Here is a 17,414-nt window from a genome sequence, read left to right as displayed (position 1 = left end):
AAAAAGCTCATTTTGTTTTGCTGGCATCATCATTAAATGATGTCAAAAATTGTTTTGCGTCAATCAAGCCGAAGCTTGTTGATGCTGTATGTCTTAACGTTTTGCATGTTCAGTTTTCAATGTTCATTGTGTCGTTTGTTCCGACAGCTTTATTATCATATCAAATTTTTATCTTTCTGTCAACAACTTTATTCAAATTGTTTTTTTTGCAAATAAGAATTAAAAATGAGAACTTGATTACTATACCATCCTTTGAACCTATTCGTCAATACTTTTTAAGAATAAACTTTAGAACTATTTAAAGTATGAGAATCACTTATAAAAGTTCTAAGTGATTCTTCTATATAACAGCCATTTCAAAAAGGTTCTAGTGCTTGAGTTACTTCTTTAGTTTAGAAGGGTACTTCATTATCTTATCAATTGATTACACTTTCAATATGCAAGGATCTCTTTCCTGCCAAATCAATTATATGGCCGGTTTCCAGGAGACGGATCATAGGTCTCATTGGAGAATCTCTATGAATAAAGATAATCTCTGCCAGTTCTCCATCTGACAATCTCACCTTTGTGGAAATAGGTAAATCACAGACAAGGGAGATGAGAGCATTGACTACTTCTATATTATACTTACCAAACTCTTCTTCTTTAATCATCTCTAACACTTTAAAAGAGGAAGCTTTAGCCCGATATATACGTTCTGATGTCATTGCATGATAAACATCAGCCACAGCTATAATCTGAGAGAATAGAGATATATTGTTCATTCTTTCTCCTTTAGGATAACCACTTCCATCTAATCTTTCGTGGTGCTGAAAGATTGCTAGTTTCATCTCCGGCTTCAATAAAGGACTATCTTTAATAGCTTGGAAGCTAAAAATGGTATGTTTTTTGATTTCGGAAAACTCATTTTCCGTAAGTGGCGTCTTTTTATCTCTAATCTTATAGTTTACCTTAGCCATTCCAGCGTCAGCTAATAAGCCTGCAGTCGCTATTTGGTTGATGAGACCCGGCTCGTAACGAAGCTTTTTAGCAATAGCTCCCGATAATATGCCTACTGCTATAGAATGGTGAGCTACATATTTATCCATAGAAGAAAAACTATTTAAAAGAGAAAATATATGTTTCTCCTGCATCGCACGATCTACTAAAGGCATAACAATATTTCTTAGTTTTGCTACATCCACCTTTACTCCTGTTTCCCATGCTGTAAACTCTTTAAAGAAGTTATTTACCGCTTGGTTATATAAGGTATTAAAGTTTGTTTTATTCGATAAGGAGTTACTATTTTTCTGCTCATCTACTTGTTTTTTATTGTTTAACTCGAGAATTTCTTCTTCTGACCTATTAAAGATATTTTCAACAGAGATGGGTACTTTAATAATGTTAAATGCTCTTAGTACCTCAATATGTTCCCTAGAGACTTTTGTATCTTTACGCACGACTGGGGACTTTGTATTCACAAACAGATCTTCGGCTATTATACTACCAATTCTAACCTCTTCTAGATTTTGTAAGATATATTCCATTTGTTACCCTGCTTTTTCTTTTATTTTCCTTAATTATACTAAATTCTATTGATTCTTGTATATGCGAATTCTATGTTTATCTAATTAATATAAATCGTATTTTCACTTAGCTACAGTTATCTAACTAAAAAAAACTACCCTTAAACAGTGTCTAAGGGTAGTTTACTTACTTATTCTTCTATTTCTTCTATTTCTTCTATTTCTTCTATTTCTTCTGTTGAGGATGAATCTTCATCAGGAGTAACAGCTGCTTCTTCCATTTCAGCATCTATTACTTCTTCTTCCTCTTCTTTTTCAACTTTTGCTACGGTAGCAATTAACTCGCTGCCAGATAATCTCATTAGACGAACACCTTGAGTACTTCGTCCTGTCATAGAAATATCGTTTACATCCATACGGATCAACATGCCATTAATTGTGATTAGCATCAAGTCTTCAGAACCATCTACTGCCTTCACGGCACATAAAGGTCCATTCTTATCAGTGATTTGGCATGTTTTTACACCCATACCACCTCTAGTTTGCAATCTATACTCAGATTCTGGTGTACGTTTACCGTAACCATTCTCCGTAACCACTAGTATCTCTTGTCCAGGTTCTATAATTTCCATTCCTACTACGTAATCGTCATCCTTCAAACGGATTCCTCTTACTCCTCCAGCAGTCCGGCCCATAGAACGTATATCTGTTTCTTCGAATCTTACTAGCTTACCTTGGCGTGTACCTATGATAATCTCTTTTTTACCGTTGGTTAAACGAACTCCTATTAGTTCATCCTCTTCACGTAAAGAGATAGCTATTAAACCATTAGCACGGATATGTGCAAAACCTGATACTGGTGTTCTTTTTGTTACACCATGCTTAGTCGTAAAGATTAAGTAATTATCTTCTTCAAATGAAGCCATTGGGATCATCGCAGTTACATGCTCGTTTTTCTCAATGCCTAGAAGATTAACCAGTGGCAGGCCTTTTGCTGTTCGACCATACTCTGGAATTTCAAATCCTCTTGCACGGTATACCTTACCATTATTCGTAAAGAATAGAATCGTATCATGGGTGGATGTATACAATAAATGCTCAACGAAATCATCTTCATTAGTTCCCATTCCTTGTACTCCACGACCACCACGTTTTTGACTCTTATACGTATTTGCAGGTAAACGTTTAATATACCCTTTATTTGTTAAAGTAAGCACAGAATTTTCTACAGGTATTAAGTCTTCATCTTCAAAGACCTCTGCTCCTCCTGCAACAATCTCCGTACGGCGTTTATCTGCATAGCGATCTTTAATCTCCGTGATTTCTTCACGGATGATTTCAATTACTCGATATTCATTAGCTAAGATGAATTTTAGTTCCTCTATTAATTGTACTAATGCCTTATATTCATCTTCAATTTTATCGCGCTCTAATCCAGTTAAACGTTGTAAACGCATATCCAGAATTGCTTGCGCTTGTCGTTCTGATAAATTGAACTGCTCCATTAAGCCATTTTTTGCTATTTCTCCTGTTTGAGAAGAACGAATTAGCTTAATAATTTCATCAATATGATCTAATGCAATTCGTAGACCTTCTAGAATATGCGCGCGGTCTTCAGCCTTGTTCAATTCAAACTGCGTACGACGACGGATTACCACTTTTTGATGTTCTAGATAATAGTAAAGCATTTCTTTTAGGTTCAACACTTTAGGCTGGTTGTCCACCAACGCTAACATATTAATACCGAAGCTCGATTGTAGTGCGGTTTGTTTGTATAAGTTATTGAGGAGCACGTTAGAATTTGCATCCTTACGAACTTCAATAACAATACGCATTCCGTTTCGATCTGATTCATCAGCCAAATGAGTAATTCCATCAATTTTCTTATCACGTACAAGCTCTGCTATTTTTTCAATTAGACGAGCTTTATTTACTTGATATGGAATTTCTTTAACGATAATTACTTCTTTCCCACTAGGCTTTTGTTCAATTTCGACCTTCGCACGGATTAGGATAGAGCCCTTCCCAGTCTCATAAGCACGACGGATCCCGCTACGGCCCAATATGATACCGCCTGTTGGGAAATCAGGACCAGGAATAATATTCATTAATTCCTCAATAGTGATGGCTGGGTTTTCCGTTAAAGCCAAAACCCCGTCTATTACTTCCCCAAGATGGTGAGAAGGGATGTTAGTTGCCATACCTACAGCAATTCCCGAAGCCCCATTTACAAGTAAATTTGGGTATCTACTTGGTAACACAACTGGCTCTTTTTCTTGACCATCATAGTTATCTTTATAATCAATCGTATTTTTATTTATATCGCGTAATAATTCTAAAGCAATTTTGGACATACGTGATTCTGTATATCGCATAGCTGCTGCTCCGTCTCCATCGACAGATCCAAAGTTACCATGGCCGTCTACCAGCATGTATCGATAGCTAAAATCCTGCGCCATACGAACCATTGCATCATAAATGGAGGAGTCACCATGTGGATGGTATTTCCCCATTACGTCTCCTACGATACGAGCAGATTTTTTATGAGGCTTATCTGGTGTATTTCCTAGTTCTTGCATCCCATATAAAATTCGACGATGTACGGGCTTTAACCCGTCTCGTACGTCAGGTAATGCACGGGATACAATAACGCTCATCGCATAGTCAAGAAAGGATGTTCTCATTTCTGTACTAATATTGATCCCTCTGACACCTTTATTCGGTATTTCTGACATCCTAAAGACCTCCAGTTAAACACATTCTTAAATATCTAAATTTTTCACATATACAGCATTGTCTTCGATAAACTGACGACGAGGCTCTACCTCTTCGCCCATCAGCTGTGTGAAGACTTCATCTGCCTCCATTGCATTATCCAAGTTAACTTGAAGCAATGTACGATTTTCTGGATCCATTGTTGTTTCCCAAAGTTGAGTTGCATCCATTTCTCCAAGTCCTTTGTAACGTTGAATGTTTGGCTTAGACGTTTTAGGCAATCGATCTAAAATTTCTTTTAGTTGTTCATCATTATAGCAATACTCTACATGCTTTCCTTGTTTCACTTGATATAAAGGTGGTTGTGCTGCATACACATAACCTGCTTCAATCAATGGTCTCATAAATCGGAAGAAGAAGGTAAGTAATAATGTACGAATATGAGCTCCATCTACGTCCGCATCGGTCATGATAATGATTTTATGATAACGAGCTTTTTCTAAAATAAACTCTTCCCCAATGCCAGTACCTAAAGCTGTAATCATAGTACGAATCTCTGCATTTCCAAGTATTCTATCTAAACGTGCTTTTTCCACGTTTAATATTTTTCCTCGTAATGGAAGAATAGCTTGATAGTGACGATCTCGTCCTGATTTCGCTGATCCACCTGCTGAGTCACCCTCAACTATATACAATTCGCTATCTGCTGGAATACGGGAAGAACAATCTGCTAATTTCCCTGGTAAGCTAGATACCTCTAAAGCTGACTTACGACGAGTTAATTCTCGTGCTTTTTTCGCAGCTACACGTGCACGGGCAGCCATCAGCCCTTTATCCACAATTTTTCTAGCAATTTGAGGGTTTTCTAATAAAAATCGGTCAAAACCTTCAGCAAACAAACTATTAGTAATAGTGCTTACTTCGGAGTTACCGAGTTTTGTTTTGGTTTGTCCTTCAAATTGAGGATCGGGATGTTTTACTGAAACAATAGCAGTTAAACCTTCTCGTACATCGTCACCAGACAAGTTTGTTTCTGAATCTTTTAGTAAACCATTTTTTCTTGCATAATCGTTAATTACACGAGTAAGGGCAGTTTTAAAGCCAGATTCATGTGTTCCGCCTTCATACGTATTAATATTATTTGCGAAAGATAAAATGTTTGATGAATATCCAGCATTATATTGCATGGCAATTTCAATAGATATTCCGTCTTTCTCACCTTCTACAAAAATAGCTTCTTCTGTAATTGGCTCTTTTGATTTATTTAGATCCTCTACGTAAGATTTAATACCGCCCTCGTAAAGGTATTTAACTGATTTTTCTTGGCCTTCTCGTTCATCTGCAATAGTGATGGTCAAACCACGGTTTAAATAAGCTAATTCTCTTACGCGGTGCGCTAAGATATCATACTCATAAACAGTTGTTTCCGTAAAAATTTGCGAGTCTGCTTTAAATCTTGTAGTAGTTCCTGTTTCTAATGCTTCTCCCGTTACTTCTAAAGGTGAAGCAACAGCTCCTCGTTCAAATTTAATCGTATGAATTTTTCCATCGCGTTTAACATAAACTTCCGTATACTCTGACAAGGCATTTACTACTGATGCACCAACACCATGAAGCCCACCGGACACTTTATATCCGCCGCCGCCAAATTTACCACCAGCATGAAGAACAGTCATAATAACTTCAACTGCAGGTTTTCCCATTTTTTCTTGGTTATCAACTGGTATACCACGGCCATTGTCTTCCACACGAATCCAATTGTCTTTTTCAATCGTCACAATAATATGATCGCAATAACCAGCGAGCGCCTCATCAATACTGTTATCAACGATTTCCCATACAAGATGGTGAAGTCCTTTAGAGCTAGTAGTCCCTATGTACATTCCGGGACGTTTTCTTACCGCTTCTAAACCTTCTAATACTTGTATCTGATCAGCATCATAAGATGGTTTTAAATCTTTCTCTTCCATTGCCAACTTGCTCACCCACTCTTTCATTACTTTCCATACTGGTGAATTTTATTTTATAACTGCCCCTTGTTCCACATGAAACATCTTTGCCTGTTTAATCGTGTCATGGGCTATTCCTTCAATACTTGTCGTTGTAACAAACGTCTGAACGTCACCATGAATAGTCGTTAATAGATGCGATTGTCGGTAGTCATCTAATTCCGATAGAACGTCATCCAGCAATAAAACAGGAGCTTCACCTACCTCCTGTTTTATCAATTCGATTTCGGCTAATTTAAGTGATAAGGCTGTTGTTCTTTGTTGTCCTTGCGAACCATAAGTTTGAACATCATAGTCATTGACAAAAAATTTAAGGTCATCACGATGAGGACCATACAAAGTGACTCCGCGATCTAATTCTCTTTTTTGATTTTCAAATATTTTTGTCTCTAAAGTTGTCTTCATCTGACTTTCTGAATAGTCTGCTTTAATACCTATAGTAGAGTCATATGCAACTGTGAGTTTTTCTAATCCTCGTGAGATACCAAAGTGAATTGGTTCTGCCCACTTTTGAAGTAATTCCATAAATTGGAATCTTTTTTGAATTACTTTTACTGCAGCATTTATATATTGTTCTGTATAAACGTCAAACATGACATCATTTAACTTAGATTGACCTTGATGTTTTTTTAAAATATGGTTTCTTTGCTTTAAAATCTTTTGAAAGTTAAGCAAATCATGTAAATACCTAGGAGATATTTGTCCTATTTCCATATCTAGAAAACGTCTTCTGACTTGAGGACTACCTTTAACCAAAAACAAATCCTCTGGTGCAAACATGACAACATTAAGCTGACCTATGTAGTCACTGAGTCTATTTTGTTCTAGGTGATTCACCTTTGCTTTTTTTCCTTTTTTGGAGAGTATTAATTCCAAGGGGAGTCGTCCATATTTTTTGTGTATATCCCCTATTATTTTACCATACTCTGCTTCCCAGCGTATCAATTCTTTATCATTAGAAGTTCTATGAGACTTCGCCATTGATAATACATATAGGGATTCCATTAAGTTAGTTTTACCTTGGGCATTTTCCCCAATCAACACATTTATTTTAGAGGAAAAATCCAATTCTATTGAATCGTAATTACGGAAGTTTTTTAGCTCAAGTCGTTCAATATACATATTACTCTCCGTTCTCAGGTCCAATCATTAGAAATTTTCCTACTCCTGGAATATTCACTACATCTTTGTTTCTTATTTTTCTACCTCTTCGTTGATCTGCTTCTCCGTTTATATATACGGGATTTTCGCTCAAAAACCATTTAGCCATTCCACCTGAACTTATTGCGTCTGTCATCTTAAGTAATTGACCTAAGGTAATAAATTCCGAATCAAAACGAATCTCTTCCACTAATTATTCAACCTCTTCTCATTTTGTTTATCCCTCCATTTTACCCTAATAAAGCAAATAAGTAAAAAAGATAGCCACTATTGGTGACTATCTCTTGTTTATGCTGTTTAGTAAGTTCTTACTGGAAGGATTAATTGCAAGATTGAATCGTCATGTACAGATTTTAAAACAAACGGTCTCATTGTCCCTGCAAAAAGAATTTTTACATCTTGTCCATCAATCGCCTTTAGTGCATCCATCATGTATTTAGCACTGAAAGAAATCTTAAGCTCTTCGCCTTCTATCGTTTCCGCTAGAATTTGTTCTTCTACTTTTCCGATTTCAGGAGAGTTGGAGGAAACTTCTAAGGAATTTAAATCTAGAGTTGAAAAACGAACAACATTATTTCTTTCTTCTCGTGCCAATAAGGAAGCACGATCTATTGCTTGCAATAAAGATTTACCGTTAACAACAATAGTTGTTTTATATTCGCTTGGGATCAGTCTAGATGTGTCAGGGTAATTTCCTTCTAACAATCTAGAGTAAAATAATACATCCTCGGTTTTGAATAATATCTGCTGCTGAGTCATAACTATAGCTACTTCGGAAGAAGTTTCTTCTAGAATCTTATTTAATTCATTTAAGCTTTTTCCTGGAATTACTACGCTATATTTTTCTTCAGGTAAATCTTTTAATGCTGTTTTTCTTTTTGCTAGACGATGGCTATCTGTAGCTACACAGTGGAGCTCCCCATCAATAACCTGCCAATTCACTCCAGTTAATACTGGTCTGCTTTCTGATGTAGAAACAGCAAATACTGTTTCTTTAATAATAGATTTCAACAAGTCAGAAGGAATATAGAATTGTCGATCTTCTTCAAGTTGAGGTAACAAAGGATATTCACTAGCATCAATGCCTATTAAGTTGAATTCTGATTTACCTGAACGGATATGTGTGTGGAATTGGTTTGTAACTTCAATTTCTACATCGTTAGTAGGTAATTTACGAACAATCTCACTAAACATTCTTGCTTGGACAACTATTGATCCTGGTTCTACGATCTTTATAATTTGTTCTCCATTTTTTTCAACTGGTATAAATGTTTGGATTGTAATATCTGAATCACTACCAGTCAAATACAAACCTTCTTTTGTTACTTCTAATTTTAATCCAGTCAATATAGGAATTGTTGTTTTAGAACTTACGGCTTTCATTACATCATTTAGTCCATTTAATAGACTATCTCTCATTACTTCAAATTTCATTTTAGTACCTCACTTATATATTTATTATTTATTAAAAGATTAATAGATATAGTAATAGGGCTTGTGGATATGTTGATAAGTGCATATTTCGCTATATTTCGCCACATATCCCCATGTGTATAACTTGTGTTTAAGTATGGACCTAAAATAGGAACTTATCCACAATCTAATTATCTACCGAGGATAGATTTTATTTGCTTAATATCATCCTGCAGGTTCATATCTGTTTTTAGCATCGTAGCTATTTTATCGTGTGCATGAATTACTGTAGTATGATCACGTCCACCAAACTCTTCGCCAATCTTAGGCAATGAGAAATCAGTTAGCTCACGGGAAAGAAACATAGCTACCTGACGAGGGAATGCGATAGATTTGGTACGTTTTTTCGCAGTAAAATCTTCTAATCTTATATGAAAATGCTCTCCTACAACCTTTTGGATATCTAAGATCGTAATAATTCTTGGACGTGCATTTGGAAGAATATCTTTTAATGCCTCAGCAGCTAAGTCTATATTAATATCTTTATTAACAAGCGAGGAATAGGCCACTACGCGAATAAGTGCACCTTCCAGCTCTCTTATATTCGAGTCAATTTGATTTGCGATATAGGCCATAACTTCATCAGAAATATCCAAACCGTCTGCGCGTGCTTTTTTACGTAAAATAGCAATTCTTGTTTCTAAATCAGGTGGTGCTATATCTGTTATCAAGCCCCATTCAAAACGGGAGCGTAAACGATCCTCTAACGTGGGAATCTCCTTAGGTGGTCTGTCACTGGAGATAACAATTTGTTTAGATTCTTCATGTAAAGCATTAAAAGTATGAAAAAATTCTTCTTGAGTTGATTCTTTTCCGGCAAGGAACTGAATATCATCTATTAAGAGAACATCTACATTTCGATACTTATTTCGGAAGTCTACTGCTTTGTTGTCGCGAATAGAATTAATAAATTCGTTCGTGAATTTTTCAGAAGATAAATAAACCACTTTTGCATTCGGATTGTGTTCTTGAACATAGTGTCCAATCGCGTGCATTAAGTGGGTTTTTCCTAATCCAACTCCTCCGTATATGAAAAGAGGATTATATGCTTTTGCAGGTGCTTCTGCTACAGCTAAAGAGGCAGCATGGGCAAAACGGTTACCAGAACCAATGACAAAAGTATCAAATGTATTTTTTGAGTTAAGCATTCCAGGAGAAAAGTCTGGCTGATCATCTGGAGTAACCGGTGTTTTTGGCTTTGGTATTTCAAAGTCATCAAAGTCCTGACCCTTAGGTACTACAAAAGAAATTAATAATTCATTGCCAGTAAGTTCTGTAAGAATCCCAGCAATTAAATGAACATAGTGATTTTCAAGCCAATCCCTAGCAAAGGAATTGGGCGCAGCTATGGTTACAGTGTCTCCCTTATAAGAAAGCATCTTTGTTGATTTTAACCAGGTTTCGAAGCTTGGTTTCGATGTTTTCTTTTCTACTTCAGAGAGAACTTTAGCCCAAAGTTCTTCAAAGTGTTCCAATAACATAATCTCCTTTTCTATAAGATTGATAGGAAATCCGTTTCTCCTACCTTTTAGTAATAAGACTGTTTTACAAAAAGAGAATAATCATTCAGCTTTCTATTTTATATGTATAAATTATAGTTATATACACAAATCCACGTCCTGTGGATAAACTTTATAAACGTATGGGGAAAATATTATCCACAGATTACTAACAACTGTGGATAATAAAAAATAACATATTTCGTTTGAAAAAGTAAAACACAGATATCGTATCAAAAAAACGTTGCAATTACAAGATACTTTAAGGTTATCCACAATATTAAATTAATTAACAGTTAAGGTTGTCCACAGCAAAGGGATATGTTAAAAACATGTTCATAAGCTATGTGGATATTTTTTTGTCGAAAATTGTTATTCACAGGTAAGTGGGAAAAGATATCTTAGTATGTGGATAAGAGTGGGCAAGAAGAAAACAGAAGCAGCAAGACATGGACTTAAATAAAGATTGACAAATACAGTGTAGTTTTTATATAATATCGGAGACTGTCTAAGGAACATTTTAAGATGATCACTCAGGAGGTGTCATATAGATGAAACGTACATTCCAACCAAATAGCCGTAAAAGAGCAAAAAATCACGGTTTCCGCGCACGTATGAGTACAAAAAACGGTCGCCGCGTAATAGCAGCCCGTCGTGCTAAAGGAAGAAAAGTATTATCAGCATAATTATAAGTCCACTGACCAATTCAGTGGTCTTTTTTTTCTTTCAAACCGATTAGTTGGAGCAGGTGACTAGATGAATAAGAAACAACGCATAAAAAAGAATGCTGAATTTCAAAAGATCTTTAAAAAAGGGAAATCATTCGCCAACAGACAGTTTGTAGTTTATACATTGGAGAATGAATACGATTATTTTCGAATAGGATTATCTGTAAGTAAGAAAGTTGGCAATGCAGTGGTTCGTAATCGTATTAAAAGATACATTCGTCAATCCTTTTTAGAGTTGAATGATTCAGTGGCAGGAAACAAAGATTATATTATTATCGCCAGAAATTCGGCGGCCAAGCTTGACTTTCATGAGACAAAAAAGAACTTAGAGCATGTTTTGAAAGTAGCCAAAGTTTTAAAGAAGAAAAGCTAGTGAAGTCTTTTGGATGAGATGTTAAGATAAGGATAGATGAAAGATGAATGTATTTTAATAGGGGGAAGAAGGTTGAAGAGAAAATTACCTTTACTATTATTATTAATAGTAATGACAGCTTTACTAGCTGGATGTACGGAATTCAATGAACCAATTTATAATACTTCCGAAGGTTTTTGGAATGAATACATTGTTTGGCCATTAGTTTCCGCTATTACATTTTTCCAAGAGCTATTAGGGACATATGGTCTCGGGATCATTGCAGTAACGATTATAATTCGTTTAGTAATTTTACCGTTAATGATTAAACAAACTAAAAACTCTAAGGCAATGCAAGAAGTACAACCAGAGATGTTAAAGCTAAAAGAAAAATATAGCTCCAAGGATGCTGTAACACAGCAAAAATTCCAACAAGAAATGATGGCTTTATATAAAGATAGAAATATTAATCCAGCAGCTGGATGTCTTCCTATTTTTATTCAGATGCCAATACTAATCGGTTTCTATCATGCAATTAGTCGTATGAATAATACACCAGAGATCAATCTAGGCGATTTCTTAGGTTTTGCATTGGCAGAGCCAAGTATTATCCTAGCTGTCTTAGCCGGAATCATGCAATTAATCGTATTGAGAACTGGCCCAGCAATGGACAACCCTCAAATGAAAATCATGATGTATATCATGCCGTTCATGATCATGGGATTTGGTATTGTATTACCTGCTGCATTAACATTGTATTGGGTAATCGGAAATATTATATCTATCATTCAAAACTTATTCATTTATAAACCTTGGAAAAGAGAAAAACAAGTACCTGTTAAGGCAAAAACGGGAGGGGCCAAAAAATGAAGCAGATTACACAGACTGCACCTACAAAAGAGGAAGCTATAAACGTTGCACTTAAAAAACTTGAAGTATCGAGAGAAGATGTGTCAATTACCGTAGTGGAAGAAGGGAAAAAAGGCTTTTTTGGATTTTTATCTAAGCCTGCAGTTGTTGAAGTAACTGTTTTAAAAAAGGAAAACCCAGTCGATCAGGTCTTGGAAGAAAAAATAGTAGAGGAAGTAATCGAACAGCCGGTTTTAGATAATACCTCTACATTAGAAGAAGTAAAAGAAACTATAGAAGTCACTGAAGCACCAAATAATGATCAAGCGATAGCTGAAACAAAACTATATCTTGAAACAATCGCTAAGGAATTGGATATTGACGATTTAGTAATTAATGAAACAAGAGAGGGTAAGTACATTTATCTTCATTTAAACAGTGAAAAGGCTGCCTTATTAATAGGAAAAAGAGGCCAAACATTAAATGCACTGGAAAACCTATCTCAATTAGTTGCAAACAAATTCTCAAATTCCTTTATCCTTATTAGGTTGGACGTTGGTAACTACCGTGAAAGAAGACAAGAAGCATTAGAACAGTTAGCAGAACGTATGGCTGACAAAGCAGTGCGTACTGGTCAACCGATAGAATTAGAACCGATGTCTTCTTCTGAGAGAAAGATTATTCATAATGCTTTATCCCTAAGAGTAGACATTGAAACTTACTCAGTCGGTAATGAACCAAATAGATATTTAGTGATTGAATCAATAAAATAAGTAAAACGGATTTTAGCTTGAAAATAAGCTGGAATCCGTTTTCTTCTGTTATTAATCCGCTTAAGAAGATTTCCGAAGATGAGCCATAAGCCATCAGTAGGATTCTTTTTTTGTTCACATAATAAAAAGTATCTATACTTCTGATTTAGGACAAAATATGTTATTGTTATATGTTAGATAGTCATGTTCTTTTCAGTTATTCACATGTGGATAACTGAAGGTGCAAGGAGGTGTACACTTTTGGAATTTGATACAATAGCTGCAATTTCCACTCCATTAGGAGAAGGAGCCATTGCCATTGTAAGACTTAGTGGAGCAGAGGCAATTTCAATTGCCAATAAAGTTTTTCAGTCTCCAAATGGAAAAAATCTTAGTGAACAATCTTCTCATACTATTCATTATGGACATCTCGTGGATCCAAAGACGAATGAAGTAGTAGAGGAAGTTATGTTATCTCTTATGAAGGGTCCAAAAACTTTTACGAGAGAAGACGTAGTAGAGATAAATTGTCATGGAGGACTAGTCACAGTAAATAGAGTTCTTCAGTTAATACTTATAAATGGTGCACGGCTTGCAGAACCTGGTGAGTTTACAAAACGTGCTTTTTTAAATGGAAGAATAGACTTGTCGCAGGCTGAAGCGGTAATGGATTTAATCAGAGCCAAAACGGATAAAGCAATGAATGTAGCTTTAGGTCAAATGGATGGACGTTTATCACGTCTCATCAAAACCTTAAGGCAAGCACTCCTTGAAACTTTAGCTCAGGTAGAGGTAAATATTGATTATCCAGAGTATGATGACGTTGAAGAGATGACGTTACCTATGATGATTGAAAAAGGGACTTGGGTAAAAGAAGAAATTGAAAAGCTGTTAATTACTTCATCTCAAGGTAAAATTCTTCGCGAAGGGCTGTCGACAGCAATTGTCGGAAGACCAAATGTAGGGAAATCATCACTTTTAAATAGCTTAATTCAAGAAAACAAAGCAATTGTTACGGAGATAGCAGGAACTACGAGGGATATTATAGAAGAATATGTAAATGTACGTGGTGTCCCTTTAAAATTAGTAGACACTGCTGGAATCCGTGAAACTGAAGATATAGTCGAACGCATTGGAGTAGAGAAATCACGCCAAGTTCTAAAAGAGGCAGATTTAATTTTACTTGTGTTGAATAATTCAGAAGAGCTAGCTGAAGAAGATAGAAGGTTATTCGAGACTATTAAAGGAATGGATTATATCGTTATCGTTAACAAAACGGATCTTCCAACCAAGTTAGATTACGATGAGGTACAACGTCTTGCTACTGATAAGCGTATTGTTTCTACTTCCTTATTAAAAGAAGAGGGAATTGACGAGCTAGAAGACTCTATAGCGTCCTTGTTCTTTGAAGGAAACATTGAAGTGTCAGACATTACCTATGTTTCTAATGCCCGTCATATCGCTTTATTAAATCTTGCTAAATCTACAATTACTGATGCCATTGAAGCAGCACATAATCACGTGCCAGTCGATATGATTCAAATAGATGTTACTAGAACGTGGGAAATATTAGGAGAAATAATTGGCGATACAGTCGAAGAAAGCCTGATTGACCAGTTATTTGCTCAATTCTGTTTAGGAAAATAAAAAACGAGAGGAAGTTACGAACATGCCAAACTTTGAAGCAGGCAAGTTCGATGTGATTGTTGTAGGAGCAGGGCATGCGGGTGTTGAAGCCGCATTAGCCTCTGCTAAAATGGGTGCTAAAACGCTTGTTTTAACAATCAATCTAGATATGATTGCATTTATGCCATGTAATCCGTCCATCGGAGGCCCTGCAAAAGGAATCGTAGTGCGTGAAATTGACGCCTTAGGTGGAGCCATGGGTAAAGTTATAGATAAAACTCACATTCAAATGAGAATGTTGAATACAGGAAAAGGACCAGCAGTACGTGCACTTCGAGCACAAGCGGACAAGGTTCTATACCAAAATGAAATGAAACGTCTTATAGAGGAACAAGCAAACCTTACAGTTCATCAAGCAGTAGTAGAAGAACTATTAGTTGAAGATGATAAAATTGTTGGCTTAGTAACCCAAGTAGGGGCAGTTTATCGAGCAGAAACAGTAGTTATTACTACAGGTACATTTTTACGTGGTGAGATTATTATAGGAGACCTTAAATATTCTAGTGGTCCCAATAACCAACAACCATCCATTAAGCTAGCTGATAGTATCCGTAATTTAGGATTCGACCTAGTTAGATTTAAGACAGGTACTCCACCTCGTGTAAACAGTAAAACGGTAGACTATAGTAAAACAGAAATTCAGCCAGGCGACGATGTTCCTCGAGCATTTAGTTTTGAAACAACAGAATTTATTATGGATCAATTACCTTGCTGGTTAACATATACAAGTTCTGAAACACACCAAATTATCAATGATAATTTACATTTATCGCCAATGTATTCTGGTATGATAAAAGGAACGGGTCCAAGATACTGTCCGTCTATTGAAGATAAAATTGTTAGATTTAATGATAAGCCACGTCATCAAATCTTCTTAGAGCCAGAGGGTCGTAACACAAGAGAAGTTTATGTACAGGGGTTATCAACGAGTCTTCCAGAGCATGTACAACGTAAACTGTTAGCTTCTATCCCAGGATTAGAAAATGCGGAAATGATGCGAGCAGGCTATGCGATTGAATATGATGCAATGGTTCCAACACAGCTATGGCCTACGCTAGAAACAAAAAAAGTTAAAAACTTATATACAGCTGGACAAATTAACGGAACTTCTGGTTATGAAGAAGCTGCAGCTCAAGGACTAATGGCAGGAATTAACGCAGCTCTTAGAGTATTAAATAAAGAAGAAAAAGTGTTGAGCCGATCAGATGCGTATATTGGTGTCTTAATTGATGATTTAGTTACAAAAGGAACTAACGAGCCATATCGTTTGCTTACTTCCAGAGCTGAATATCGTTTACTGCTTCGTCATGATAATGCTGATTTAAGATTGTTAGAAATTGGATATAATATTGGCTTAGTGCCAGAAGAACGGTATAATAAGTTTTTAGAGAAAAAGAAAAGAATAGAAGACGAGCTTCGTCGCTTACGCTCCATTATTATCAAACCGAATGAGGAAACTCAAGAGGTTGTTCGTAATGCAGGCGGTAGCGAGTTAAAAGATGGAATTCGTGCTTCAGATCTTCTTAAAAGAACAGAAATGAACTACGACTTAGTAGCCCAACTAGTTCCAGGAGAAGTTCAGTTAAGTGAAGAAGAAAAAGAACAAATTGAGATTCAAGTTAAGTATGAAGGCTATATAGATAAATCTCTACAACAAGTTGATAAGTTGAAAAAAATGGAAAACAAAAAGATCCCTGATCAAATTGATTACAATGCAATCTCCGGACTTGCAACAGAAGCAAAACAAAAACTAATGCAAGTAAGACCATTATCTATTGCACAAGCATCTCGTATTTCAGGAGTAAACCCAGCAGATATTTCTATCCTTCTAATATATATTGAACAAGGTAAGATAGCTAAAATCACTGGTTAGTCTAAGACAATGAGGAGAACAAAATGAACGAAGAACAATTTAAAAATGCCCTCTATGAAAAAGGAATTGAACTAACAGATTTCCAATTAGAGCAATTCAGAAAATATTATGAGTTACTTGTGGAATGGAACGAGAAAATGAATTTAACAGCCATTACAGATGAACCATCTGTTTACTTAAAACATTTCTTAGATTCTATCAGTGCTTCTTTCTATGAGGATTTTAATGGTTCCCTTTCTGTTTGTGATGTAGGAGCAGGGGCAGGGTTTCCAAGTATTCCATTAAAAATTTGTTTTCCAAACCTTAATGTAACAATCGTTGATTCTTTAAATAAAAGAATTCAATTTTTGACTCATTTAAGCAAGGAGCTAAATTTAAAAAATGTTAATTTTGTTCATGCGCGTGCTGAGGAATTTGGACAAAATAAAGAATATAGAGAACAGTTTGATCTTGTTACTGCACGAGCAGTAGCAAGACTCTCTGTACTGTCAGAGCTATGTATTCCACTTGTGAAAGTCGGTGGGAAGTTTATAGCTATGAAAGCAGCAAGTGCACTAGATGAATTAAAAGATGCACAAAAAGCTATTGAGGTATTAGGCTCTGAAAAAAGTGCGGAGTATTCTTTTCTATTACCGATAGAAAATAGTGAGAGAACGTTATATGTCTTTTCTAAAATTAAAAGCACACCGAAAAGATACCCTCGAAAGCCAGGTATACCAAACAAAACACCTATTATTTAATGAGGAACGTTCCACGTGAAACATTATTATATTATTTTCTGTGTCGTGAACATAAGTAAAGAGTATCTAAAA

The 17,414-nt window shown here is 35.8% G+C and carries 14 protein-coding genes; 7 read left to right on the top strand and 7 right to left on the bottom strand.

Features of this window, described 5'->3' with window-relative positions:
• Positions 1-416: 416 nt before the first annotated feature.
• The 7 genes from M3627_RS17280 to dnaA all read right to left on the bottom strand — a co-directional run bounded on the left by M3627_RS17280 (position 417) and on the right by dnaA (position 10,338).
• Positions 417-1,526, bottom strand: a complete 1,110-nt coding sequence (locus M3627_RS17280; protein WP_169359835.1) for an HD-GYP domain-containing protein — start codon at positions 1,524-1,526, stop codon at positions 417-419.
• Positions 1,527-1,696: 170 nt separating this feature from the next.
• Positions 1,697-4,240, bottom strand: coding sequence for a DNA gyrase subunit A (gene gyrA, locus M3627_RS17275; RefSeq protein ID WP_251556727.1), 2,544 nt, complete (start codon positions 4,238-4,240; stop codon positions 1,697-1,699).
• A 27-nt stretch (positions 4,241-4,267) separates the two neighbouring features.
• Positions 4,268-6,190 carry a DNA topoisomerase (ATP-hydrolyzing) subunit B gene (gene gyrB / locus M3627_RS17270; RefSeq protein WP_205964073.1) on the bottom strand — a complete coding sequence of 641 codons (1,923 nt, stop codon included), beginning with the start codon at positions 6,188-6,190 and terminating at the stop codon, positions 4,268-4,270.
• Between the two features lie 48 nt (positions 6,191-6,238).
• A complete protein-coding gene (recF, locus tag M3627_RS17265; protein ID WP_169359833.1) occupies positions 6,239-7,351 on the bottom strand; it encodes a DNA replication/repair protein RecF in 1,113 nt (370 codons plus the stop codon).
• 1 nt (position 7,352) lies between these two features.
• Positions 7,353-7,580, bottom strand: a complete 228-nt coding sequence (gene yaaA / locus M3627_RS17260) for a S4 domain-containing protein YaaA (RefSeq protein ID WP_169359832.1) — start codon at positions 7,578-7,580, stop codon at positions 7,353-7,355.
• Between the two features lie 107 nt (positions 7,581-7,687).
• Positions 7,688-8,824, bottom strand: coding sequence for a DNA polymerase III subunit beta (gene dnaN, locus M3627_RS17255; protein WP_169359831.1), 1,137 nt, complete (start codon positions 8,822-8,824; stop codon positions 7,688-7,690).
• A 170-nt stretch (positions 8,825-8,994) separates the two neighbouring features.
• The gene (gene dnaA / locus M3627_RS17250) at positions 8,995-10,338 is read right to left on the bottom strand and encodes a chromosomal replication initiator protein DnaA (RefSeq protein ID WP_169359830.1); all 1,344 of its coding nucleotides are present in this window, start codon (positions 10,336-10,338) and stop codon (positions 8,995-8,997) included.
• A 575-nt stretch (positions 10,339-10,913) separates the two neighbouring features.
• Between dnaA and rpmH the strand changes: the two genes are divergently transcribed.
• The 7 genes from rpmH to rsmG all read left to right on the top strand — a co-directional run bounded on the left by rpmH (position 10,914) and on the right by rsmG (position 17,342).
• Positions 10,914-11,048, top strand: coding sequence for a 50S ribosomal protein L34 (gene rpmH / locus M3627_RS17245; RefSeq protein ID WP_144540295.1), 135 nt, complete (start codon positions 10,914-10,916; stop codon positions 11,046-11,048).
• A gap of 70 nt (positions 11,049-11,118) precedes the next feature.
• Positions 11,119-11,463, top strand: coding sequence for a ribonuclease P protein component (rnpA, locus tag M3627_RS17240; RefSeq protein WP_251556726.1), 345 nt, complete (start codon positions 11,119-11,121; stop codon positions 11,461-11,463).
• Positions 11,464-11,535: 72 nt separating this feature from the next.
• Positions 11,536-12,312: a membrane protein insertase YidC gene (gene yidC, locus M3627_RS17235; protein ID WP_169359828.1), complete on the top strand. Its 777-nt coding sequence runs from the start codon at positions 11,536-11,538 to the stop codon at positions 12,310-12,312.
• Positions 12,309-13,064, top strand: coding sequence for an RNA-binding cell elongation regulator Jag/EloR (gene jag, locus M3627_RS17230; protein ID WP_251556725.1), 756 nt, complete (start codon positions 12,309-12,311; stop codon positions 13,062-13,064). The genes yidC and jag overlap by 4 nt, the downstream gene beginning before the upstream one ends.
• Before the next feature lie 240 nt (positions 13,065-13,304).
• Positions 13,305-14,690, top strand: coding sequence for a tRNA uridine-5-carboxymethylaminomethyl(34) synthesis GTPase MnmE (mnmE, locus tag M3627_RS17225; protein WP_169359826.1), 1,386 nt, complete (start codon positions 13,305-13,307; stop codon positions 14,688-14,690).
• 22 nt (positions 14,691-14,712) lie between these two features.
• Entirely contained in the window at positions 14,713-16,602 is a 1,890-nt protein-coding gene (gene mnmG / locus M3627_RS17220; protein WP_169359825.1) for a tRNA uridine-5-carboxymethylaminomethyl(34) synthesis enzyme MnmG, read from the top strand.
• 23 nt (positions 16,603-16,625) lie between these two features.
• On the top strand, positions 16,626-17,342 hold the full coding sequence (gene rsmG, locus M3627_RS17215) for a 16S rRNA (guanine(527)-N(7))-methyltransferase RsmG (protein WP_169359824.1): 717 nt from the start codon (positions 16,626-16,628) through the stop codon (positions 17,340-17,342).
• Positions 17,343-17,414: the final 72 nt, after the last annotated feature.

The organism is Psychrobacillus sp. MER TA 171, assembly GCF_023713305.1.
Classification (GTDB): Bacteria; Bacillota; Bacilli; order Bacillales_A; family Planococcaceae; genus Psychrobacillus.
This window is presented reverse-complemented; position numbering and strand designations above follow the sequence as displayed.